Genomic DNA, 20,654 nt, shown 5'->3' with positions numbered 1-20,654 from the left:
TGGAAGGGAGAGGCATGAGCGCATCGATGGTCCAGACAAACACTATCGCCGCGCAGCCCCATCCACTTTCGCCAACAGCGCCTGCTTCGTCTTCCTGTCGCAGAACGCCGCCTCGATGGCGGTGCGGGTCAGGGCCGTCAGTTCCTTGTCCGACAAGCCGAATTCGTCGCGGCCGATCTCGTATTCGCGCTTCAGAGACGTCCAGAAATAGGGCGGGTCGTCGGCATTGAGCGTGACCTTGCAGCCCGCGGCGCGCAGCCTGGAGAACGGATGCTCTGCGAAGGACGGATAGACCTTGAGCTCGATATTGGAGGCCGGGCAGATTTCCAGCACGACGCCTGAATCCGCGATGCGCTTGACGAGGTCCGGGTCCTCGACGGCACGCACGCCGTGGCCGATGCGCGCAGGGCGGATGTGGTCGAGCGCGTCGCGCACACTTTGCGGTCCGCCGAACTCGCCGGCATGGACGGTGATGCCGAGGCCGGCCTCGCGCGCGATCTCGAAGGCGCGGACATAATCCTCCATCGTTCCCATGCGCTCGTCGCCGGCGACGCCGAAGCCGGTAACGAGCGGGTGGGCGCACTTCGCCGCGAAGCGGGCCGCCTTTTCGATCGATTCGACGCCGACATGGCGCACGCCGGTGACGATCATCCGGCCCTCGATGCCCGTCTTGGCCTTCGCCCGCGCCATGCCCTCGCCGAGCGCGTCGGTATAGGCTTGCGGCGAAAGACCGGCTGCCTCGGCATGGTCAGGCGAGGTGAAGACTTCCGAATAGATCGCGCCATCGCGCGCGATCGAGGTCAGGTAGTGCTCGGCGAGACGGGCGTAGTCCTCCTCGGTGCGGAAGAGATCGGCGGCTTCGTCATAGGCTTTCAGGAAGCTGGTGAAATCGTGCCAGACGAACGAGCCGTCCTTGATGAAATGGGAAACGTCCTTGCCGTATCTGCGGGCTTGCGCTTCAACCAGTTCGGGCGCGGCAGCGCCCTCGATGTGACAATGCAGTTCGGCCTTGAGAACCATTACTGACTTTCTGACTTCGTTGCTCGGCGCGGCTCTTCATCGCGGGCGGGAAGATAGCGCCCCGACGGTCGATCGGCTATGGTCGCCGCGATTTTCAGGACGAAACAGGTGAATTGATGTCGGACGCACGCACCACTGCCCAGGGCGGCATGGAAACTTCCTACGGCTTCCGGCAGGTCGGCGAAGGCGAAAAGCAACCGCTGGTCAACGACGTGTTCCACAAGGTCGCCGAGCGCTACGACGTGATGAACGACCTGATGTCGGCCGGCCTGCATCGTGTGTGGAAGAACGCGATGGTAACGTGGCTGAACCCGCCGCGCCGGCCCGGCTGGAGCGTCCTCGACGTCGCCGGTGGCACCGGCGACATCGCATTCCGCATCGTCGAGGCGTCCGGCCGCAATGCGAAAGCCACCGTGCTCGACATCAACGGCTCGATGCTCGCCGTCGGCCAAGACCGGGCAATCAATCGCAAGCTCGACGCGCATGTGAATTTCGTCGAGGCCAATGCCGAGGAACTGCCGTTCGAGAATGCCAGTTTCGACGCCTATACGATCGCTTTCGGCATCCGCAACGTGCCGCGCATCGACAAGGCGCTGTCGGAGGCTTACCGCGTCCTGAAGCCCGGCGGCCGCTTTCTCTGCCTCGAATTTTCCGACGTCGAGATGCCTGTCCTCGACAAGGTCTACGAAGCGTGGTCGTTCAATGCGATCCCGCAGATCGGCAGGATCGTCGCGGGCGACGGCGAGCCCTACCGCTATCTGGTGGAATCCATACGCAAATTCCCCAACCAGGCGAATTTCGCCGCGATGATCCAAGAGGCCGGCTTCGACCGTGTGACCTGGCGCAACTATTCGGGCGGCATCGCCGCACTGCATTCTGGCTGGAAGCTGTGAGGCCGGCCACCCGATGACCACTCCTGGAGCCTATATTCGCCTGGCCCATGCCGGCTGGATTCTCGCGCGCGAAGGGGTGATCGCAGCGCTCCCCGGCGATCAGCTCATCGGCGCCCCGCGCATGGCGTGGCAGTTCGCGCGCAAGCTCGCGCGACGCCGTTCGCGCGGCCATGACGCCGCCGACCGCATGTCGAAAGCCGTCGACCGGCTCGGGCCCTCCTATGTAAAACTCGGGCAGTTCCTCGCGACGCGGCCGGATGTCGTCGGCGGCGACGTCGCCAACCAGCTTGCCCGGTTGCAGGACCAGATGGCGACTTTCCCGACCGCGCTGGCGCGCGCGGAGATCGAGGAATCGCTCGGCCGTCCGGTCGACGAGATGTTCCTTTCACTCGACGAGCCGATCGCCGCCGCTTCCATCGCACAGGTCCATCCCGGCTCGATCGAGCGCAAGGGACGGGTGGAAAAGGTCGCAGTCAAGGTGATCCGGCCGGGCGTGCGGCGGCGTTTCGCCAACGACCTCGAAGGCTTCTTTCTCGCCGCGCACATGCAGGAGCGGTTCATCCCCTCGGCGCGGCGCCTGAAGCCGATCGAGGTGGCGAAGACGCTGGCGCAGACCACCAAGATCGAGATGGATTTGCGGCTCGAAGCTGCCGCCTTGTCGGAACTTGCCGAAAACACGCAGGACGATCCCGGTTTTCGCGTGCCCTGGGTCGACTGGGAACGCACCGGCCGCGACGTCATCACGATGGAATGGATCGACGGCATCAAGATGTCGGACATCGAGGGGATGCGTGCTGCCGGCCACGATTTCCGGCGTCTGTCCGTCGGGCTGATCCAGTCATTCCTGCGTCACACGCTGCGCGACGGCTTCTTCCATGCCGACATGCATCCGGGAAATCTCTTCGTCGAAGCGGACGGAACCATCGTCGCGGTCGATCTCGGCATTGCCGGGCGACTGGGCAAGAAGGAGCGTCGGTTCCTCGCCGAAATCCTCTACGGCTTCATCACGCGCGACTATGTGCGCGTCGCCGAGGTGCATTTTGAGGCCGGCTACGTGCCGCGCACACATGACGTTCGCGCCTTCGCGCAGGCGATCCGCGCCATTGGCGAACCGATCCACGGCCAGCCGGCCGAGACGATCTCGATGGCGCGGCTCCTGACGCTGCTGTTCGAGGTGACCGAACTCTTCGACATGGAGACGCGCTCGGAACTCATCCTCCTGCAAAAGACGATGGTCGTCGTCGAAGGGGTCGCCCGCTCGCTCGATCCGGCCTTCAACATGTGGAAGGCGGCAGAGCCGGTCGTCGGCGACTGGATCAGGGGCAATCTGGGTCCGCGCGGCTTCCTGGAAGACACGCGCGATGCCGCCGGCGCGCTGGTCACGCTCGCCCGCCAGGCGCCCGACATCGCCGCGCGCACCGAACGCCTGTCGCGCGAGATCGACGCCATGGCCGAGAACGGCCTGCGCTTCGACGACGAGACGGCGGCGAAGATCGGCAAGGCGGAAGCGCGGCACACGCGCTCGGGGCGGATCGCGCTGTGGGTGATCGCGGCGGCGGCGGTATGGGTTGCAGTGCAAGTTGTTTGATATCAATGCTGGCAATGCAATCATTGCAATCAGGCTTTGTTGGCGCTATCTTTGCGTCGACAGGAGGTCGACATGGGCAACATGACCGTTCGCAAGATCGATGACGACGTGATGCGCGATCTAAGGATCAGCGCAGCCAAGCGCGGTGTTTCCATGGAACAGGAGGCGCGTGATCGCCTGCAGAGGCCGCTGCCGGCATCCGGCCCCGACTTTGCAGACCACGGCACATGGCGCCCGAAGGCTTCGCTGGAGGAGCTAATGGCGCTCGGCATCCGGCCGGAGAAGCCGATCGATCACAAGGCCGAAACGGACGCGCTTTACGACTACATGGACAAGATCTGATCCATGGTCGTCGACACATCGGCTCTCGTGGCAATCCTGCGCGCAGAGGATGAGGCTGAGGCGTTTCTGATTGCGCTCGGATGCGCACCGAAGCCGATGATGGGCGCATCGACCTATGTCGAGGCAGGACTTGTCATGTCGAATGATTCGTCTCCGCGCGGTTTCGAACGTCTGAACCTGTTGATCGAGAAGGTGGCAATCGAGGTCGTCTCCATGGGACGGACGGAGGCAGTCGTCGCGATTGAAGCGCATCAGCGCTTCGGTCGCGGCTCCGGTCACGCCGCAGGTCTCAATTTCGGCGACTGCTTCGCCTATGCGCTGGCCAAGTCGCGAAACATGCCGCTTCTGTTCAAGGGGGACGATTTCGTCCATACCGACATCGAGCCGGCGCTGAGGCCGGCGCGATGACGAGCGCAGCATGACCCTTTCCAACACGCGCATTCTCCTGATCATCTCCGGCGGGATCGCGGCCTACAAGTCGCTCGACCTGATCCGGCGTCTGCGCGAGCGCGGAGCGCATGTTCGGTGTGTGATGACGAAGGGCGCGCAGGAATTCGTGACGCCGCTCGCGGTCGGCGCACTGTCGGCCGATCACGTCTTCACCGGGCTTTTCGACCGGCAGGCCGAGCACGATGTCGGCCATATCCGCCTGTCGCGCGAGGCCGATCTGGTCGTCGTCGCGCCCGCCACCGCCGACCTGATGGCGAAGATGGCGCATGGACTGGCGGACGATCTCGCCTCGACCGTGCTTCTCGCGACCAACAAGCCGGTGCTTGTCGCGCCGGCGATGAACCCGGCGATGTGGAGCCATGCCGCGACGCGACGCAACCGGGCGGCGCTCGCTGCGGACGGCGTAAGCTTTGTCGGTCCCGCCCGCGGCGAGATGGCGGAAAGCAACGAGGCGGGCGAAGGGCGGATGGCCGAGCCGCTGGAAATCGTCGCCGCCATCGAGACATTGCTGCGCGTTGCGGACAAGCCGCTGGCCGGCAAGCGCGTCATCGTCACGTCGGGTCCGACGCATGAGCCGATCGACCCGGTGCGCTACATCGCCAACCGTTCGTCGGGCAAGCAGGGCCACGCGATCGCCGCGGCGCTGGCGAAGCTCGGCGCGGACGTGCGGCTCGTCTCCGGTCCCGTCTCGGTTGCCGACCCGGCCGGCGTGGCCACTGTCCATGTCGAGACGGCGCGGCAGATGAAGGCGGCGGTCGAAGCCGCGCTGCCGGTCGACGCCGCGATCTTCGTCGCAGCCGTCGCCGACTGGAGGCCGGAGTCCGAAAACGGCGAGAAGATCAAGAAGGTGGCCGGTTCGGGTGCGCCGAGCCTTTCCATGATCGAGAACCCTGACATTCTCGCGACGATCGGCCACCATGCCGAGCGCCCGAAGCTCGTCATCGGCTTCGCCGCCGAGACCGAAAAACTGCTGGACCATGCGACAGCCAAGCTCGACCGCAAGGGCGCGGATTTGATCGTCGCCAACGACGTCTCGGCCGCCGGCGCGACGTCGGCCGGCGCAATCATGGGCGGCACGAACAATCGCGTGACCATCGTTTCGCGCGCGGGCAACGAGGCTTGGCCCGAAATGAGCAAGGACGAAGTCGCCGGGAAACTCGCCCGTCTCGTCGCCGAGCGGCTGCGCGATTAAGCGAATGGAAAAACGGCGCGACAGCCAGGCATTGAAGGCGCTTCTGGGCGTGCGCCAGCTCGTGCTCGGCGGCTCGGTCCAGCCCGGCCAGCGCCTCTCCGAAATCGGCTTGTCCGAACAGCTCGAAATCTCGCGCACGCCGCTGCGCGCAGCACTTGCCCGGCTGGAGCAGGAAGGGCTGCTGGAGCCCCTGCCCTCGGGCGGCTACACCGTTCGCGCCTTCACGCTTGCCGACGTGATCGACGCAATCGAACTGCGCGGTGTTCTGGAAGGAACGGCGGCGCGGCTTGCCGCCGAGCGCGGCGTTGCGCCCGAACGGCTGAAGGCGATCCGCGACCTCGTCGACGAACTCGACACCTGCTTTCGCGAGCGGCCCGAAGACATGCTCTTCGACCTCTATGTCGAGCTCAACACCGAGTTCCATGCCATGCTCGCCGGTCTTGCCGGCAGCGAGACGATGCGGCGCGAGGTGGAGCGGGCGATGCACCTGCCCTTCGCCTCGCCCAGCGCCTTCCTCGAGAACCAGGCGGACGTCCTCGCCTTTCGCCGCTCGCTGACCCATGCGCAGCGCCAGCACCGCGACATCGTCGAGGCGATCGCGATGCGCGAGGGCGCGCGGGCCGAGGCGCTCGGCCGCGAACATGCGCGGCTTGCCCGCAAGAATCTCGACTTCGTTGTCGGCGAGGCGCCGAATCTGATCGGGCGCGTACCGGGGCTGTCGCTGATCGCGACTTGAGTTTTGTATACAGAAATTGATCATTTGTCACGCCGAAGGCGCGCATTCGGCTTGACTTCGGCCATCTTGACGCCATTCTGTATCCAACGATGCGCGCTGCCGGCTCTCACGCCCGCTGGCGACGTGCCGCGCAATCATTCAATCCACCGGGAGGAAACTCATGAGCAATCTCGAACAGAAGCTGAAGTCTGCCGGCAGCACGGTCGACATGCTGCGCAATTCAAAAATCGGTGCCTATGTCTATCCGGTCGTCGCGCCCGAATTCACCAACTGGCGCGACGAGCAGCGCGCCTGGCGCGAAAGCGCCGTGCTGTTCGACCAGTCGCACCACATGGCCGAACTGAAGGTCGAGGGGCCGGACGCCGAAAAGCTCCTCTCCTACCTCGCGATCAACTCGTTCAAGAATTTCACGCCCGGCAAGGCCAAGCATTTCGTGCCGGTGACGCCGGAAGGCTACGTCATCGGCGACGTCATCATGTTCCGCGAGAGCGAGACCGAGTTCAATCTCGTCGGCCGCGCGCCGAGCGTGAGCTGGGTGCAGTACCATGCCGAGACCGGCGATTACGACGTCAAGCTGACCGAGGACCCGCGCTCGCCGTCGCGCCCGCAGGGCAAGCCCGTCCTGCGCCGCCACTACCGCTTCCAGGTGCAGGGACCGAACGCACCGGCCATCCTCGAAAAGCTGAACGGCGGACCGGTGCCGGAGATCAAGTTCTTCAACATGGACTGGATCAACGTCGCCGGAAAGAAGGTGCGCGCGCTGCGTCACGGCATGGCGGGCGTTCCCGGTCTCGAACTCTACGGCCCATATGAGGATTACGACCTCATCCGCGACGCGATCCTTGCGGCCGGCGAAGAGCACGGTCTCGTCGCGGTCGGCAGCCGCGCATACGCGACGAACACGCTCGAATCGGGCTGGATCCCCTCGCCATTGCCGGCGATCTATACCGGCGAGAGCATGAAGGGCTATCGCGAGTGGCTGTCGGACAAAAGCTACGAGGCGACCGGCGCCATCGGCGGCTCCTACGTCTCCGACGACATCGAGGACTACTATTTGACTCCGTGGGATCTCGGCTACGGCATCTACGTCAAGTTCGACCATGACTTCATCGGCCGCGAGGCGCTGGAGAAGATGGCCGACGCCCCGCATCGCCGGAAGGTCACCTTCGAGTGGAACCCGGACGACGTGATCGCCGCCTTCGCGACCATGTTCCAGGAGGGGCAGAACGCCAAATTCATGGATTTGCCGCTGTCGAACTACGCCTCGTCGAGCTACGACCGGATCATGAAAGACGGCAAGATGGTCGGCCTGTCGATGTTTGCCGGCTACAGCTACAACGAGCGCCGGATGCTCTCGCTCGGAACGGTCGATCCCGACATCAAGGAAGGCGACGTGCTGACGCTCGTCTGGGGCGAGCCGGATGGCGGCTCGGGCAAGACCACGGTCGAGCCGTCGAAGCAGATCGAGATTCGCGTGCGCGTGTCGGCAGTTCCCTATTCGCGCGACGCGCGGGAAAGCTACGTAGATAGCTGGCGGACCCGCAAATCGGCAGCCTGATAAAGGCGAGGAATCAAGAAAGGCCGGGAGCGATCCCGGCCTTTCTGGTTGCGCAGCGGCCTTTCATGCCTGCGGCTGCTTCGTCTTGCGCAGATAGGGCAAAACGGTCTCGTAGTCGCCGAAGCGGGCCTTGGCGTCCTCGTTGGAGACGGCGGCGGTGATGATGACGTCCTCGCCCTGCTTCCAGTTGGCCGGTGTCGCGACCTGGTGTTTTGCGGTCAATTGCATGGAGTCGATCGCGCGCAGGATCTCGTCGAAATTGCGCCCCGTCGTCATCGGGTAGGTCAAGATCAACTTGATCTTCTTGTCCGGGCCAATGACGTAGACCGAGCGCACGGTCGCGTTGTCGGCGGGCGTGCGCCCTTCCGACGACGAGCCGGCATCGTCGGGCAGCATGTCGTAGAGCTTGGCGACCTTCAGATCCTTGTCGCCGATCAGCGGATAATCGACCGAATGGCCGGTTACGAGCTTGATGTCTTCCTTCCATTTCGCATGGTCGGCGACCGGATCGACCGAAATTCCGATGATCTTGACGCCGCGCTTTTCGAATTCGGGCGCGATGCCGGCCATGGTGCCCAGTTCCGTCGTGCAGACCGGCGTGAAGTTCTTGGGGTGCGAGAAGAGAACGGCCCAGCCATCGCCGATCCACTCGTGGAAGTTGATCTGGCCCTTGGTGGTGTCGGCGGTGAAGTCGGGCGCGGTCTGGTTGATGCGCAGGCTCATGATCGTCTCTCCCTTCGCAAATTGTCGGTCAAAGCCATATGGCGTTGGCGACATCCTAGCGCAAGCGGGCGCTCAAGCGAGGAAAATCAAGCTGCGTATCGTGTGCGGAACGCGTTCGGCGTGTCCGCTTTGCTCATTGCAGAGAATATCTTTTCAGGCGCTGTGTCTTGCCCGCATGTCGGCAAGCTTGGCAAAGGCCGCAGTCATGTCGCCGGGCCGACCTAGGAAATAACCCTGGCCCGTCGAAATTCCCAGGACCCCCAGCGTGCGCAGTTCGGCCTCGGTTTCGATCCCTTCGGCGACGATGGAGGCGCCGATCTCGCGGGCGAAGTAGATCAGCGCCGAGGCGAGCGCGCGCCGGGCCATGTCGGTGTCGACCGCCCTTGTCAGCGCCATGTCGAGCTTGATGATGTCAGGGTGCAACTGAACGATGTGGCGCAGACTGGAAAAGCCGGCTCCCGCATCGTCGATCGCGATCCGCGCGCCCTTTTTGCGCAGCAGTTCGAGCCTGGTTCTGAGACCTTCATAATCGTCGACCGGCGCGTGCTCGGTGATCTCGAACACGATCGACGTCAGATCCCGCCCATCGACGAGATCGAACAGGCGCGGATCGCAGAATGTGAGCGGCGACGCGTTGATCGAAATATAGAGCCCGGATGGGAACCGTTCCGCTTCGTCGATCGCCTGGGCAATCACGGCAAGTTCCAGTTCCGTGCCGAGACCCGCTTCGGCCGCGTCTGCGAACCAGAAATTCGGCGCGCGGTAAGGTTCCGCCCTGAAGCGGCACAGGCTTTCAAAACCCTTCACGGTGCCATTGCGGAAATCGACAATGGGCTGAAACGCGAGGTGGAAGTCGCCCTGCGCGATCATCGCCTCCACGCTCGCGCGCTTTTCCTCCAGGCAGCGCGCCTCCAGGACGTCGCGGCCGATCTGCCGGGCTGCCATGTCGGCGAACAGGCGCATGACGTTGAGATCGCGCGCGGTCAATGACGGATTGGCGTGCGGGCTCAGGCAGCAGAACATGCCGTAAGGCTCTCCGTCCGGCAGAAGAATGGGAATCGAAATATGGGCGCCGATCGGCACGGCCTGCGTGATCGGCATCGTTTGGCAAATCGGTTCGGCGGCCGTATCTGGGATCAGTTCGGGCAGCCGTCCTTCGAGAATGTGCCTGCAATAGACCTCGTCCAGCGAGCGGACGTCGCCCGGCTTGACCAGTTGCTCCAGCCCAGGCGCATCGACGACGCGGAAGACGGAATCGTTTCCGACGAACTCCGAGAGATAGGCAACTTCCATACCCAGATGCGTGCGCACGGCTTCGAGCGCCTTCTGGATGATTTCGTTGCCGGCGGCGTTGTGATCGGCCATGTTGCGCATGGCCTCGTCGAGAATCTTCATGTCCGTGCCCCCCGCTTGCAACGGGATGCATCTTGACTGTCAATTGTTAATAGACGGTCAGCATTGACGTTCAGGCAGCTTGGTCGCGCACCTGATAATCCTTGATCGACGCGAATGTGACCTGTTTCCAGCGCTCGGCCTCGTAGTTCAAACCGAAACCGTGCTGGGCGAGGAAGACCGGGTCGCCGTCGAGGTCGCGGGCGATGTCGCCCTTATGCGCATCGATGAAGCGTTGAAGTTCCGTCTTCTCGGCCGTGATCCACCGGCAGACGGAAAAGCGCGCGATCTCGAAATCGACCGGCAGGGAATATTCCACCGAAAGCCGTTCCTTGAGCACGTCCAGTTGGAGCGCGCCGACGACGCCGACGATGGCAGGCGAGCCGTCTTCCGGCAGGAAGAGTTGGACGACGCCTTCCTCGGCCATCTGCTGTAGCGCTTCCTTCAGTTTCTTCGCTTTCATCGGATCGCCGAGGCGCACGCGGCGCAGGATTTCCGGTGCGAAGTTCGGCACGCCCCGAAACAGGATTTCCTCGCCCTCGGTCAGCGTGTCGCCGATGCGCAGCGTGCCGTGGTTCGGGATGCCGACCACGTCGCCGGCATAGGCTTCGTCGGCGGTGATGCGGCTCTTGGCGAAGAAGAATTGCGGCGCCGACAGGCTCATCGGCTTGCCGGTGCGCACGAGCTTGGCCTTCATGCCGCGCTGGAGCGTGCCCGAACACACGCGCACAAAGGCGATGCGATCGCGGTGGTTCGGGTCCATATTCGCCTGGATCTTGAAGACGAAGGAGGTCATCTTCTCTTCCGTCGCCTCGACCATGCGGCTGTCGGCGTCCTGCGCGCGCGGCGGCGGCGCGAACTCGCCCAAGGCTTCGATCAGATCCCGGACGCCGAAATTGCGCAGGGCCGAGCCGAAGAAAACCGGCGTCATGTGGCCTTCGCGGAATGCGTCGATGTCAAAGGGGCGGCAGGCTTCGCGCGCGAGTTCCAGTTCCTCGATGAAGGTCTCGCGCTCGTTTTCGGGCAGAAGGCCCGCGACGCGGTTGGAATCCGGCCCGTTGACCTTCGTGCGTTCCTGTTCCTCGTCGCCGCGCCTGACGGCGTTCTGCGCCAGATGGTAGGTGCCCGAAAAGGAGCGCCCCTGGCCGATCGGCCAGGTGATCGGCGCGGTGTCGAGGGCCAGTTTCTCCTCGATCTCGTCGAGGATTTCGAAGGTGTTGCGCGCCTCGCGGTCCATCTTGTTGACGAAGGTGACGATGGGAATGTCGCGCAGGCGGCAGACCTCGAACAGCTTCAGTGTGCGCGGCTCGATGCCCTTGGCCGCGTCGATGACCATGACGGCGGAATCGACGGCGGACAGCGTGCGATAGGTGTCGTCGGCGAAGTCCTCGTGACCCGGCGTATCGAGCAGGTTGAAGACGTTGTCGCCATATTCGAACGTCATCACCGAGGTGACGACCGAAATGCCGCGTTCACGCTCGATCTTCATCCAGTCCGATCGGGTCTGGATCTTGTCCTTCTTGGCCTTGACCTCGCCGGCAAGCTGGATCGCGCCGCCGAACAGCAGCAGTTTCTCGGTCAGCGTCGTCTTGCCTGCGTCGGGGTGCGCGATGATCGCAAAGGTGCGGCGGCGGGCCACCGCCTCTTCGATTTTCTCGGCCATGTCAGGAATCCTGTTCGTTGCCGGGGCTTCTAACAAAGGCCGGCCCCGAGCGCTAGCCCATCGCCTCGGCGACGTCCTTCGCCTGCGGGATCGACGGTTGGGCGCCGGGCTTCAGGCAGGCGAGCGAGCCGGCGACGGCGGCGCGGCGCAGCGCGTCCTCCAGGTTCATGCCCTCCGCCAGCGAGGCGGCGAGATAGCCACAGAACGTGTCGCCCGCGCCGACCGTGTCGACCGGCTCGATCTTCAGCCCCTGAGCTTCCAGCATCCCACCCTGGACGGCCGCCACGACGCCGGCCGCGCCGAGCGTGACGACGATGGTCGCGCCGGTCCTGTCTGCGAGTTCCCGCATGGCGGCGCGGCGGTCGTCACGGGCGATACCCTTGAGATCGGCATAGGCGTCGAATTCGGTTTCGTTGGCGACGACATAGTCGGCGAGTTGCAGGAACTCGGCCGCCTCGGGCCGGAACGGTGCGGTGTTGAGGATCGAGGTCGCGCCGACGCGCTTGGCTTCTTCGAGCGCGGCCTTGACGGTTCGCATCGGGATTTCGTGCTGGAGAAGCAGCCAGTCGCCTTTTTCCAGATGCACGTTCTTGATGTCGCCGGGAACGAGCGAGCCATTCGCACCGGGAACCACGGCAATCATGTTCTCCCCGTCCTTGGCCACGATGATCGTCGCGGTACCGGTGGTGGAATGAGATTCCCGCACGCCCGAGAGATCGACCAGCCCCTCGCGCAGACAGGCCAGCGCCTCGTCGGCAAAGGCATCCTGCCCGACCGAGCCGACCATGCGAACTTCGCCGCCGGCGCGCTTGACGGCCAGCGCCTGGTTGGCGCCCTTGCCGCCGGGCGAGGTCTTGAAGCCGTCGCCGGGCACCGTCTCGCCGGGGCGCGGCAACTGCCCGACATTGGCAACGAGGTCGAGATTGATCGAGCCGATCACCGTGATCATGGAATTCGAGGCCTCCGCAATGTCCCTTCGCGAAACGCCTCTAGTCGATTTTCGCTGCAAGGGGCAGCAAAATCGTCATTCTTGATGGCGCATCGGAGTGGTCCGAAAACCGGGGACCACTTTTCGGTCCGATGCTTAGCTCAAGACGTGACCTGCCTCCCAGCCGAGGATCGCGCGCTTGCGCGTCAGGCCCCAATGATAGCCGGTCAGCGCGCCGGACTTGCCGAGCGCGCGGTGACACGGCACCACGAAGGACACCGGGTTCGCTCCGATCGCCGCGCCCACCGCGCGGCTCGCCTTCGGCGCACCGATCTCGCCGGCAATGGCCGAATATGTCTTTGCCTTGTGCATCGGGATCTTCAACAGTGCCTGCCAGACGCGGACCTGGAAATCTGTGCCGATCAGGACGACGCGCAGCGGTTCCTCCGCGCGCCAGCGGGCCGGATCGAAGACGCGGGCGGCATAGGGCGCGGTCGCGCTCATATCCTCTACATAGGCAGCATTCGGCCAGCGGCTCGACATGTCGGCGAAAGCTTCGCGCTCGCCGCCGGCATCGTTGAAGGAAAGGCCGGCAAGGCCGCGGTCAGTGACCATCACCAGCGCGACGCCGAAGGGCGAGAGGTGCCAGCCGTAGCGGATCGTCAGCCCCGCGCCGCGCGTCTTGTAGTCGCCCGGCGACATCGCCTCGTGGGTGACGAAGAGATCGTGCAGGCGGCCCGGGCCGGACATGCCGACCTCCATCGAAGCTTCGAGCAGTGGCAGGCCCTCGTCGAGCAGGCGACGGGCGTGATTGAGCGTCACCGCCTGCAAAAATGCCTTCGGCGACAGGCCGGCCCACCGGGTAAAGAGCTTTTGCAGCCCGATCGGCGTCTCGCCGACCTCGGCCGCCAGTTCGTCGAGCGAGGGCTGGTCGCGGAAATCGAGGCTGATCTTCTCGATCACGCGGCGGACGATCTCGTAGTCCGAGCCTTCCGGCGTGATGTCCTTTTGAAGCACGGCGCTGTGGGCGTTCATGGCAATCATCTCCTAATGCCGCGAATATCGCGCGGCGCGGAGCCGGCCGCCACCCGATTCTTGATCACCGCATCTTCGCCGTTGCCAGCGCCTGGCCGAAAGCGGCAGCGAAGCTCTCGCGGTCGTCGGGGTTGAGGAACGAGCCGATCGCCACGCGTCGCCCCTCGCCTTCCACCGCCATGTCCGTGATGCCGATCTCGTCGTGGCGGGCGATGCGGAATTTGGTCCAGAACGGGTTGAAGGCGTGCCTTTCCTCGCGGCCGGACGGCGCGATCTTGCGGATGTCGAGACGGGTGCGCGTGACCGCCACTTCCTCGCGGGCACGGCCGGAGCGGTAGCTGGTGCGAAAGGCGAGATAGATCAGCAGGACGTCGAGGCCGAAGAAGCCGAAGACGGGCCAAGCTCCCATCGACAGGAACATTCCGCCCATGCCGATCCATATGGCGACGAACACGCCCATCAGGACGAAGAACCCCGTGCGCCCGAGCGAACGGTGCGGCGTCAGGAGGGCCTTGAAGATCGGCCTGTCTTCGGCATTTGTGTCAGCCATTGCTCAAATCTATAGAAACGGCATGGAAAAGCCCAAGACGAAAAACGCCCCAGACAGTGCCGCACGTTCAAATCTGCGCGACGCACTGAAACGCAAGCCGAAGACGCCTGCCCGGCGCACGCGCTACACGCAGGCCGAAATTTCCGAGATTTTCCGGCGCTTTCATATCCAGCGGCCCGAACCGGAGGGCGAACTGGAGCACGTCAATGCGTTCACGCTGCTCGTTGCCGTCGTCCTTTCCGCGCAAGCGACGGATGCCGGAGTCAACAAGGCGACGCGGGCGCTGTTCGCCGCCGCCGACACGCCGAAAAAGATGCTGGCGCTCGGCGAGGACAAGGTCGGCGGTCACATCAGGACGATCGGGCTGTGGCGCAACAAGGCGAAGAACGTCATCGCTCTTTCGCAAGCCCTGATCCGCGATCATGGCGGAGAGGTGCCGGGCAACCGCGACGCGCTAGTCAAGTTGCCGGGCGTCGGGCGAAAGACGGCAAATGTCGTCCTCAACATGGCCTTCGGCCAGCCGACCATGGCGGTCGACACGCATATCCTGCGCATCGGAAACCGGATCGGGCTTGCGCCGGGCAAGACGCCGGACGCGGTGGAGGACATTCTCGTCCGCATCATCCCGGAAGACTACATGCGTCACGCCCATCACTGGCTGATCCTGCACGGGCGCTATGTGTGCAAGGCGCGCAAGCCCGACTGCCCGGCCTGCGTCATCGCGGATATCTGCAAGGCGGCGGAGAAGACCACGTCCGTGCCTGCACCGCTCGTTCCGATCGAGCCTCTGGAAGAGGCGCCGTCTGATCAGTTCGAACTGTAGAGCTTCCAGCCCTTGGTAAACTTGCCGTCCTTCAGGTCGGAATGGGTGGTGACGCGGTTGCGGCCGCCATTCTTCGAGGCGTAGAGCGCGCGGTCGGCCTTGCGGTAGAGTTCGTCCGGCCCCTTCGCCTCGGAGGCCATGCAGACACCGAAGGAGACGGTGATCGGCCCGTAGTCGGTTCCCGTCTTGGCGTTGACGAAAGGTGTCTGCTCGACCGTGGCGCGGATTTCCTCGGCGAGGTCCATCACGGCCTTTTCGCTCATGCCGGTCACGATGACCCCGAATTCCTCGCCGCCGGTGCGCGCTGCCGTCACGTTGGTCGACATCGAGGCCTTGAACACCGAGGCGACGATCTGGAGGATGCGGTCGCCGATCGGATGGCCGTATTTGTCGTTGACCGGCTTGAACCGGTCGATGTCGGCCAGGACGAGCGCGCCGAACATCGCCTCCCGGCGGTCGACGTAAATCTCCTGCATCGCGCGGTCGAAGGCGCGCCGGTTGGCCAGTCCGGTCAGCGCGTCGGTCTCGGAAAGCTTCTTGTATTCCTCGAGTTCCGCCTTTACCGCCTCCAGCTCGCTGGACTTGTCCTGCATCGTCGAGGCGACCCGGCGGGTACTGTCGAGCGCCGTCTCCGTCGCGCTCGACATGACATTGACGACCTTTTGCAGAAAGTCTTGGGATACCGTGCTGCGCGCCCGCAGTCCCTGGGAAGTGGCGTCGAGAATCTCGCCATATTTCTCGCGCGACGACCGCTCGCTCCGGATCAGCAGCAGAATTTCATCCAGCTTGAGGCTCATCGAGGCGTGCGCCGTCTCGATCATCCTGTCACCGCGCCCGCGGCCGAGGCAGCGCTCGGCCATGCGGTCGAACGCATCTTGGCCGGGTGTCTGGCCGATCGCGGCAATCGCTTCCACCAGAGCCGGATTCGTGCCGCTCAACGCCTCGTAGATCACTTCATAATTGCGAGGGATCGCTTCCAAATGCATCTGGCGCAGACGTGCGAGCACGTTTGCACCAATATCGGCCGCAAGCGGCTCGGGCATTTCCGAAAGCTGCATTCGCACCTGACCCCCAAATGCCACCTCCGCGCCAGGCGCGGACGGCGGGCGGACCTTAAGTCACGCCATTCGCTAGACTAACGTAACGTCATTGAACGGTCCGTTAATCGGCATGGAAGTCTGGCAAAGGACTATCGCCTTCTTGAAGACCCCGAAATCCCCGCCGCTTTTAGTGACAAACCTGTAGCCGAGGCAAGAGGATTTCTCACAACCGAGAGCCATACAGGGCCGGATTCGCCGCGATGGCCGGTTCGCCATCGGCTTGAAGTCGCTGGACAAAATTCGATTTCAGCCGTTTCGGTGTCCGTTCGAGCAACCGCCGGCCGGCTTTGACCGTCGAAAGCGCCAGCGCGGCTTTCCTTTTGGCGACAATCCCGCGAAGAAGCCTGACGCGGGAGGGCTTCAGATCAAGTTCGCGTGAACGGAGCAGAACAGCGAGCGCGGCCAGATCATTGTGCTCGCCGAGGCTCTCGCCCAAAACCTCGAGACGCGCCCGTCTCGTCTTCACGCGTTTCGGCCAAAAATCGCGCAAGAGGCCGAGTTGCGTCCAATGAGCTTTGACCGTCTTGCGCAGGTCGTGGAAATCCTCGTTCTCCGCGCGGCCGCTGGCACGTTCCAGCGCCCGCATTGCCCGGGCGAGATTGTCGCGGACGCCATCGGCGAGGATTGAAGCAGCGGCTTCAGGTTCGCCCGGCAGGCGCCAGCGATCCACTTCGCGCCGGATTTGCGCTGCGTGTTGCAAGCCTTGCTCGATCAATGTGTCCAGCGCGCCGTCTTCGATGACGCGTCGGTCGCGGCGTTCTTCCAGCAGAACCTTGAGCAAACCCAACGCTTTGGCCCGATCAGGATACGTCAGGCGCAGGCGCTCGACAGCCTCGACCAACGCCGCGGCGTCGCGGGCATGAGCGAGCGAACGCGCAAGGTCACGCAGGCGGGCATTCTCGGCGGCGTAGAATTCGGTGTCGGCGAAGCGCAGGAGTTTCAAAAGCGCCCGCGCCTTCTTGATCGATTTGCGCGCCTCGTGAAGCCCCGCGTCACGGTTTTCACGGGCAAGAGATAGACCGTTGGCGATCGCGTCGAGGTCAGCAGTGAAGAGCCGGCGGGCTTCCGCCGCAAGGAGCCGGTGAGGGGCGATCCGGCGCTCGCTCATCCGCGATTTTCCGGCAGGCCGTCACGCACGAGAACGGCGTTGTAGTAGCGCGGATCGTCCGTCACCTCGCGCCCGATCCAGTCCGGCAGGACACCGTCATGGACGAACTGTTCGGTTTCCAGTTCGGCGATCACGAGCCCTTCCAGCCGGCCATGGAAGACATCGACCTCGAAGATCAAGCCCTGCCACGGGACGATATGGCGGTCCTTGTCGATCAAGCCGGCGGAATGGGCGAGAATGGCTTCGGCATCGGCGCGCGGAAGGGGATATTCGAACTCATGCCGCGCGGGTCCGGCAGTTCCGAATTTGAGGGTCAGCCATGCGTCCGCATCAGATATGCGCACGCGCACCGACCTGTCGGGCGCGACGGCGACATATCCCTGCCGCAACGCCTTCACCGAAACCGACCGGCTGCGCCAGGCATCCGAACTGAGCAGGAATTTCCGTTCGATCTCGATCGCCATGGAGCTTCATATGAAACCTGCCGGCATCAAGGCAAGAGCGGCCCGGCTTCGCCGTGAAGCCGGGCCGCAAAATTCCGCTCCCCGCTATCCCGCTGCCGCCCGGGGCGAGGGAGAAGGGTCATCTGCCGTCAGGCGAGCGTCGGACGTTTCCGTCCCGCTCCGGCAGCACCGCAACGGCCCAAGCTCCCTGCGCGGGATACCGGCGCGGCGAATGGGTTGCTGCCCGAGTCTGTGCCTATTCGGCCGCTGCGAGGTTGACGCCGCCGCTTTCGGCAAGAGCCGTCAGCTTGCGGTCGGTGTCTTTTTCCTCGTCGAGCGTCTGCTTCAGGAGGGCGGCGCAGTCGCTTCGACCCAGCTTGTCGGCCCATGCAATGAGCGTCCCGTAGCGGGTCATTTCGTAATGCTCGACGGCCTGCGCGGCCGCGATGAGCGCTGCGTCCAGAACCTGCTTGTCCTCGACCTCCCCGGCGATCTCGTCGGCTTCCTTCAGAATGCCGTCGATGGCGGGACAGTTGACGCCCTTGGCCTCGGTTCCATGAAGTTCGAATACGCGCTCGAGCCGCGCAACATGTCCCTCGCTTTCGCGCAGATGCGTCTCGAAGCCCTTGCGCAGTTCGACACTGGTCGCCTTGTCGATCATGCTCGGCAGATTTTTCACGATCTGCTTTTCGGCATAGTAGATGTCACGAAGCGTATGGACGAAGAGATCGTCCATCGTCTTGATGTCCTTTGAAAAGAAACCCATCGTCGGACCTTTCTCGTTTCCAGAGAATGATGGCGGGATTGCCCTTGCCTGATGGGTTCCGAACGTCGGTTTCCAGGTCATGTTCCCGTGAGAGGTCGAACGTGATCGAATGTTTCACCCCCCATTGAAACCGTGACATTTTCGCAACAGAGGAAGCAGACTGGAATTGTGGCGCAAATGCGCCACCAAACCCGCGCATTTCCGCCATTCTTCAGGGCAGAATTGCCGCATGGATTAATTTTCGATTCATCGGAAATTCATCTGATTTCGCTATTTTGACGCCATTCGGAAGGGACAACCGACTGGTCAGGGATTTTGGGTCATGCGTATCTGGGCTCGTCTTCACAATCTGCCGCGCGCGCTGCGCGAGTTCTTGCTGCCGACCTATCGGCCCGAGCGCCATTACATGCGCGGCCCCGGCCCCGCCTGCGCTCGGCGTGGCGCCAGCGCTGTAATGCGCTAAGTGCGGGTGGCGATTGCCGCCGCTGCACCGACCATGACGCCGGCGGCAGTCCGGTTCAACCGCCTCAAGGCGCTCGGCGCCGACAGCAGTCCCCGAGCACGCGCGGCAAGCGCCACATAGGGCAGAAGCACGGCCATCAGGATCGCGAAGGTCAGTCCGGCGAGCACCAGGAAGTCGCCACCCGAAACCGTATGCAAATCGAGAATGGTCGGCAGCAGGGCCAGGTAGAAGACCATCACCTTCGGATTGCCGAGCGTCACCACAAGGCCGCTCAGAAACGAGGCGAGGAAGCCATCCGCCTTTCTTGCCTCGACACGCTCGGCCGCCAGGTCTGCATTCCACAGCTTGAACGCCAGATAGAGCAGATAGGCGACGCCTGCATATTTGACGATCAGGAAGGCGGTGCCGAAGGTCTGCGCGATGAAGGCGAGGCCCAATACCGCAGCCGCCAGATAGACGATGTCGCCGACTGCCAACCCCATCGCCATAGGAACGGTGGAGCGGATGCCCGAGCCGAGCGCACGCGCGACGAGCGCGATGACGCCAGGGCCGGGGATGGCTGCCGCTATGGCGAGAGCGGCGCTGTAGGCGAGGAAACCTGCAAGTGTCATGGGGGCTGCCATCCGGTGAAACCGGCGCTATATCGCATGGCAGGTCCGGCACGAAAATAGCCCGCAAGAAAGAAGCGGCGCGGCAGCCGTGAAGGCGCCAGCGCCGCTTGCCCGGCCGCGAGACTGATCCGCTACTCGGCGGCCGAACGCTGTGCCGGACCACCTTCCACGGCCTCGATGATGGCCGTGCAGAAGGCGTCCAGATCTCCGGGATTTCGCGCCGTGATCAGATTGCCGTCGCGAACCGTGGTTAAATCCTCCCACTGCGCTCCTGCATTGATCATGTCGGTCCTGATCGACTTGTAGGAGGTCGCCCTGCGACCGTTGACGAGGCCGGCCTCGATCAGAAGCCAGGGTGCATGGCAGATCGCCGCGAGAGGCTTGCGGGTCGCGGCAAACGACTTGACGAAGGCGACGGCCTTTTCCTCGACGCGCAAGAGGTCGGGATTGATCTGCCCGCCCGGCAGGACGAACGCGTCGTAATCGGCAACGGAAACATCGGCCAGCACCTTGTCGACCGCGACGGCCCTGCCCCAGTCGTCCTTGTCCCAGCCGGTGATCTCGCCTGCTTCGAGCGAGACGATTTCGACCGTCGCGCCGGCTTCCTTCAACGTCTCCAGCGGAACCTCGAGTTCCGACTGCTCGAAACCGTCGGTGGTGAGGATCATGATCCTGGACTGACCGATTGACGGCATTGCACGTCTCCTTTAGTGATGCGCAGCCCGAACGGGTGCTGCATTCAAACGTGGAGCGTCAGCTTTTGTTCACCATGTTCCGCAGCGAAACGACAAGAATCGGTTCAGGCGCCCGTCGAGCCGAAGCCGCCGGCGGCCCTGGCGGTCTCTCCCAGATGGGAGCGTTCCTCAAGCCGCGGCCGCACGACCGGCGCGACGACGAGTTGCGCGATGCGCATCCCGCGCGTGACTGTGAATTCCTCGTCGCCCAGATTGATCAGCAGGATTTTGACCTCGCCGCGATAGTCGCTGTCGATGGTGCCGGGCGTGTTGAGGCAGGTGATGCCGTGCTTCAGCGCCAGCCCGGAGCGCGGACGCACCTGCACCTCGTAGCCGGCCGGAATCTCCATGACGAAACCGGTCGGCACCAGCACGCGGCGGCCCGGCAGGACCACCATTTCGCGATCGGCGGCGACGGCGGCGCGCACGTCCATGCCCGCCGCCTCCTCGCTCGCATAGGCGGGAAGATCGAGGCCCGCGCCGTGGGGCAGGCGCTGGAAACCGATGGTGGGAGTATTGGAATTGGTCATGACGGC

Annotated in this window: 23 protein-coding genes; 9 read left to right on the top strand and 14 right to left on the bottom strand. The window is 63.9% G+C overall.

Features of this window, described 5'->3' with window-relative positions:
* Nucleotides 1-42: 42 nt before the first annotated feature.
* Nucleotides 43-1,020 (bottom strand): adenosine deaminase, encoded by a 978-nt coding sequence (locus PZ895_RS03120; protein WP_275837573.1) that lies wholly within the window; start codon nt 1,018-1,020, stop codon nt 43-45.
* A gap of 116 nt (nt 1,021-1,136) precedes the next feature.
* Here PZ895_RS03120 and ubiE point away from each other — a divergent pair, with 116 nt between their 5' ends.
* The 7 genes from ubiE to PZ895_RS03085 all read left to right on the top strand — a co-directional run bounded on the left by ubiE (nt 1,137) and on the right by PZ895_RS03085 (nt 7,779).
* Nucleotides 1,137-1,913, top strand: a complete 777-nt coding sequence (gene ubiE, locus PZ895_RS03115) for a bifunctional demethylmenaquinone methyltransferase/2-methoxy-6-polyprenyl-1,4-benzoquinol methylase UbiE (RefSeq protein ID WP_275837571.1) — start codon at nt 1,137-1,139, stop codon at nt 1,911-1,913.
* A gap of 13 nt (nt 1,914-1,926) precedes the next feature.
* Nucleotides 1,927-3,501 carry a 2-polyprenylphenol 6-hydroxylase gene (gene ubiB, locus PZ895_RS03110; protein WP_275837570.1) on the top strand — a complete coding sequence of 525 codons (1,575 nt, stop codon included), beginning with the start codon at nt 1,927-1,929 and terminating at the stop codon, nt 3,499-3,501.
* A 72-nt stretch (nt 3,502-3,573) separates the two neighbouring features.
* The gene (locus PZ895_RS03105; RefSeq protein ID WP_275837568.1) at nt 3,574-3,843 is read left to right on the top strand and encodes a hypothetical protein; all 270 of its coding nucleotides are present in this window, start codon (nt 3,574-3,576) and stop codon (nt 3,841-3,843) included.
* Nucleotides 3,844-3,846: 3 nt separating this feature from the next.
* Entirely contained in the window at nt 3,847-4,251 is a 405-nt protein-coding gene (locus PZ895_RS03100; protein ID WP_275837567.1) for a type II toxin-antitoxin system VapC family toxin, read from the top strand.
* 10 nt (nt 4,252-4,261) lie between these two features.
* A complete protein-coding gene (gene coaBC / locus PZ895_RS03095; RefSeq protein ID WP_275837565.1) occupies nt 4,262-5,485 on the top strand; it encodes a bifunctional phosphopantothenoylcysteine decarboxylase/phosphopantothenate--cysteine ligase CoaBC in 1,224 nt (407 codons plus the stop codon).
* Nucleotides 5,486-5,489: 4 nt separating this feature from the next.
* The gene (locus PZ895_RS03090) at nt 5,490-6,221 is read left to right on the top strand and encodes a GntR family transcriptional regulator (RefSeq protein ID WP_275837564.1); all 732 of its coding nucleotides are present in this window, start codon (nt 5,490-5,492) and stop codon (nt 6,219-6,221) included.
* Between the two features lie 160 nt (nt 6,222-6,381).
* Nucleotides 6,382-7,779, top strand: coding sequence for an aminomethyltransferase family protein (locus PZ895_RS03085; RefSeq protein WP_275837563.1), 1,398 nt, complete (start codon nt 6,382-6,384; stop codon nt 7,777-7,779).
* Between the two features lie 63 nt (nt 7,780-7,842).
* Here the strand turns inward: PZ895_RS03085 and PZ895_RS03080 are convergent, their stop codons facing one another.
* The 6 genes from PZ895_RS03080 to PZ895_RS03055 all read right to left on the bottom strand — a co-directional run bounded on the left by PZ895_RS03080 (nt 7,843) and on the right by PZ895_RS03055 (nt 14,070).
* Complete coding sequence (locus PZ895_RS03080; RefSeq protein ID WP_275837562.1) at nt 7,843-8,502, bottom strand: peroxiredoxin; 660 nt, start codon at nt 8,500-8,502, stop codon at nt 7,843-7,845.
* A 153-nt stretch (nt 8,503-8,655) separates the two neighbouring features.
* Nucleotides 8,656-9,897, bottom strand: a complete 1,242-nt coding sequence (locus tag PZ895_RS03075) for an EAL domain-containing protein (RefSeq protein WP_275837561.1) — start codon at nt 9,895-9,897, stop codon at nt 8,656-8,658.
* A gap of 70 nt (nt 9,898-9,967) precedes the next feature.
* On the bottom strand, nt 9,968-11,557 hold the full coding sequence (locus tag PZ895_RS03070) for a peptide chain release factor 3 (protein ID WP_275837560.1): 1,590 nt from the start codon (nt 11,555-11,557) through the stop codon (nt 9,968-9,970).
* A gap of 52 nt (nt 11,558-11,609) precedes the next feature.
* Entirely contained in the window at nt 11,610-12,506 is an 897-nt protein-coding gene (locus PZ895_RS03065; RefSeq protein WP_275837559.1) for a ribokinase, read from the bottom strand.
* A 135-nt stretch (nt 12,507-12,641) separates the two neighbouring features.
* Nucleotides 12,642-13,520, bottom strand: a complete 879-nt coding sequence (locus PZ895_RS03060) for a bifunctional helix-turn-helix domain-containing protein/methylated-DNA--[protein]-cysteine S-methyltransferase (RefSeq protein WP_275837558.1) — start codon at nt 13,518-13,520, stop codon at nt 12,642-12,644.
* A 64-nt stretch (nt 13,521-13,584) separates the two neighbouring features.
* The gene (locus tag PZ895_RS03055) at nt 13,585-14,070 is read right to left on the bottom strand and encodes a DUF2244 domain-containing protein (protein ID WP_275837557.1); all 486 of its coding nucleotides are present in this window, start codon (nt 14,068-14,070) and stop codon (nt 13,585-13,587) included.
* Between the two features lie 22 nt (nt 14,071-14,092).
* On the opposite strand from PZ895_RS03055, the gene nth reads away from it, so the two are divergent.
* Nucleotides 14,093-14,893 (top strand): endonuclease III, encoded by an 801-nt coding sequence (gene nth, locus PZ895_RS03050; protein ID WP_275837556.1) that lies wholly within the window; start codon nt 14,093-14,095, stop codon nt 14,891-14,893.
* On the opposite strand, the gene PZ895_RS03045 is transcribed toward nth, so the two are convergent.
* The 4 genes from PZ895_RS03045 to PZ895_RS03030 form a co-directional block, all read right to left on the bottom strand.
* Nucleotides 14,878-15,951 (bottom strand): GGDEF domain-containing protein, encoded by a 1,074-nt coding sequence (locus tag PZ895_RS03045; protein ID WP_275837555.1) that lies wholly within the window; start codon nt 15,949-15,951, stop codon nt 14,878-14,880. The genes nth and PZ895_RS03045 overlap by 16 nt on opposite strands.
* Before the next feature lie 205 nt (nt 15,952-16,156).
* Nucleotides 16,157-17,101, bottom strand: coding sequence for a CHAD domain-containing protein (locus PZ895_RS03040; protein ID WP_275837554.1), 945 nt, complete (start codon nt 17,099-17,101; stop codon nt 16,157-16,159).
* Complete coding sequence (locus PZ895_RS03035) at nt 17,098-17,565, bottom strand: CYTH domain-containing protein (protein ID WP_275837553.1); 468 nt, start codon at nt 17,563-17,565, stop codon at nt 17,098-17,100. Before PZ895_RS03035 ends, PZ895_RS03040 begins: the two co-directional genes overlap by 4 nt.
* Nucleotides 17,566-17,800: 235 nt before the next feature.
* A complete protein-coding gene (locus PZ895_RS03030; protein ID WP_275837552.1) occupies nt 17,801-18,310 on the bottom strand; it encodes a ferritin-like domain-containing protein in 510 nt (169 codons plus the stop codon).
* A 322-nt stretch (nt 18,311-18,632) separates the two neighbouring features.
* On the opposite strand from PZ895_RS03030, the gene PZ895_RS03025 reads away from it, so the two are divergent.
* Nucleotides 18,633-18,773: a hypothetical protein gene (locus PZ895_RS03025; RefSeq protein ID WP_275837551.1), complete on the top strand. Its 141-nt coding sequence runs from the start codon at nt 18,633-18,635 to the stop codon at nt 18,771-18,773.
* On the opposite strand, the gene PZ895_RS03020 is transcribed toward PZ895_RS03025, so the two are convergent.
* The 3 genes from PZ895_RS03020 to dut all read right to left on the bottom strand — a co-directional run bounded on the left by PZ895_RS03020 (nt 18,770) and on the right by dut (nt 20,648).
* Nucleotides 18,770-19,384 carry a LysE family translocator gene (locus PZ895_RS03020; protein WP_275837550.1) on the bottom strand — a complete coding sequence of 205 codons (615 nt, stop codon included), beginning with the start codon at nt 19,382-19,384 and terminating at the stop codon, nt 18,770-18,772. The genes PZ895_RS03025 and PZ895_RS03020 overlap by 4 nt on opposite strands.
* Nucleotides 19,385-19,515: 131 nt before the next feature.
* Nucleotides 19,516-20,079 carry a type 1 glutamine amidotransferase domain-containing protein gene (locus tag PZ895_RS03015; protein WP_275837549.1) on the bottom strand — a complete coding sequence of 188 codons (564 nt, stop codon included), beginning with the start codon at nt 20,077-20,079 and terminating at the stop codon, nt 19,516-19,518.
* 104 nt (nt 20,080-20,183) lie between these two features.
* Nucleotides 20,184-20,648: a dUTP diphosphatase gene (gene dut, locus PZ895_RS03010; protein WP_275837548.1), complete on the bottom strand. Its 465-nt coding sequence runs from the start codon at nt 20,646-20,648 to the stop codon at nt 20,184-20,186.
* Nucleotides 20,649-20,654 lie beyond the last annotated feature (6 nt).

Origin of the sequence: Mesorhizobium sp. YIM 152430 (genome assembly GCF_029210365.1) — a bacterium.
Classification (GTDB): domain Bacteria; phylum Pseudomonadota; class Alphaproteobacteria; order Rhizobiales; family Rhizobiaceae; genus Aliihoeflea.
This window is presented reverse-complemented; position numbering and strand designations above follow the sequence as displayed.

Bases quoted from the DNA above. Each gene is read 5' to 3' on its own strand.
- PZ895_RS03040 (WP_275837554.1), bottom strand. From the start codon at position 17,101: ATGAGCGAGCGCCGGATCGCCCCTCACCGGCTCCTTGCGGCGGAAGCC.
- PZ895_RS03120 (WP_275837573.1), bottom strand. From the start codon at position 1,020: ATGGTTCTCAAGGCCGAACTGCATTGTCACATCGAGGGCGCTGCCGCG.
- PZ895_RS03020 (WP_275837550.1), bottom strand. From the start codon at position 19,384: ATGACACTTGCAGGTTTCCTCGCCTACAGCGCCGCTCTCGCCATAGCG.
- dut (WP_275837548.1), bottom strand. From the start codon at position 20,648: ATGACCAATTCCAATACTCCCACCATCGGTTTCCAGCGCCTGCCCCAC.
- PZ895_RS03075 (WP_275837561.1), bottom strand. From the start codon at position 9,897: ATGAAGATTCTCGACGAGGCCATGCGCAACATGGCCGATCACAACGCC.
- PZ895_RS03070 (WP_275837560.1), bottom strand. From the start codon at position 11,557: ATGGCCGAGAAAATCGAAGAGGCGGTGGCCCGCCGCCGCACCTTTGCG.
- PZ895_RS03015 (WP_275837549.1), bottom strand. From the start codon at position 20,079: ATGCCGTCAATCGGTCAGTCCAGGATCATGATCCTCACCACCGACGGT.
- PZ895_RS03035 (WP_275837553.1), bottom strand. From the start codon at position 17,565: ATGGCGATCGAGATCGAACGGAAATTCCTGCTCAGTTCGGATGCCTGG.
- nth (WP_275837556.1), top strand. From the start codon at position 14,093: ATGGAAAAGCCCAAGACGAAAAACGCCCCAGACAGTGCCGCACGTTCA.
- PZ895_RS03045 (WP_275837555.1), bottom strand. From the start codon at position 15,951: ATGCAGCTTTCGGAAATGCCCGAGCCGCTTGCGGCCGATATTGGTGCA.
- PZ895_RS03030 (WP_275837552.1), bottom strand. From the start codon at position 18,310: ATGGGTTTCTTTTCAAAGGACATCAAGACGATGGACGATCTCTTCGTC.
- coaBC (WP_275837565.1), top strand. From the start codon at position 4,262: ATGACCCTTTCCAACACGCGCATTCTCCTGATCATCTCCGGCGGGATC.
- PZ895_RS03080 (WP_275837562.1), bottom strand. From the start codon at position 8,502: ATGAGCCTGCGCATCAACCAGACCGCGCCCGACTTCACCGCCGACACC.
- ubiE (WP_275837571.1), top strand. From the start codon at position 1,137: ATGTCGGACGCACGCACCACTGCCCAGGGCGGCATGGAAACTTCCTAC.
- PZ895_RS03085 (WP_275837563.1), top strand. From the start codon at position 6,382: ATGAGCAATCTCGAACAGAAGCTGAAGTCTGCCGGCAGCACGGTCGAC.
- PZ895_RS03060 (WP_275837558.1), bottom strand. From the start codon at position 13,520: ATGAACGCCCACAGCGCCGTGCTTCAAAAGGACATCACGCCGGAAGGC.
- PZ895_RS03090 (WP_275837564.1), top strand. From the start codon at position 5,490: ATGGAAAAACGGCGCGACAGCCAGGCATTGAAGGCGCTTCTGGGCGTG.
- PZ895_RS03055 (WP_275837557.1), bottom strand. From the start codon at position 14,070: ATGGCTGACACAAATGCCGAAGACAGGCCGATCTTCAAGGCCCTCCTG.
- ubiB (WP_275837570.1), top strand. From the start codon at position 1,927: ATGACCACTCCTGGAGCCTATATTCGCCTGGCCCATGCCGGCTGGATT.
- PZ895_RS03105 (WP_275837568.1), top strand. From the start codon at position 3,574: ATGGGCAACATGACCGTTCGCAAGATCGATGACGACGTGATGCGCGAT.
- PZ895_RS03100 (WP_275837567.1), top strand. From the start codon at position 3,847: ATGGTCGTCGACACATCGGCTCTCGTGGCAATCCTGCGCGCAGAGGAT.
- PZ895_RS03065 (WP_275837559.1), bottom strand. From the start codon at position 12,506: ATGATCACGGTGATCGGCTCGATCAATCTCGACCTCGTTGCCAATGTC.
- PZ895_RS03025 (WP_275837551.1), top strand. From the start codon at position 18,633: ATGCGTATCTGGGCTCGTCTTCACAATCTGCCGCGCGCGCTGCGCGAG.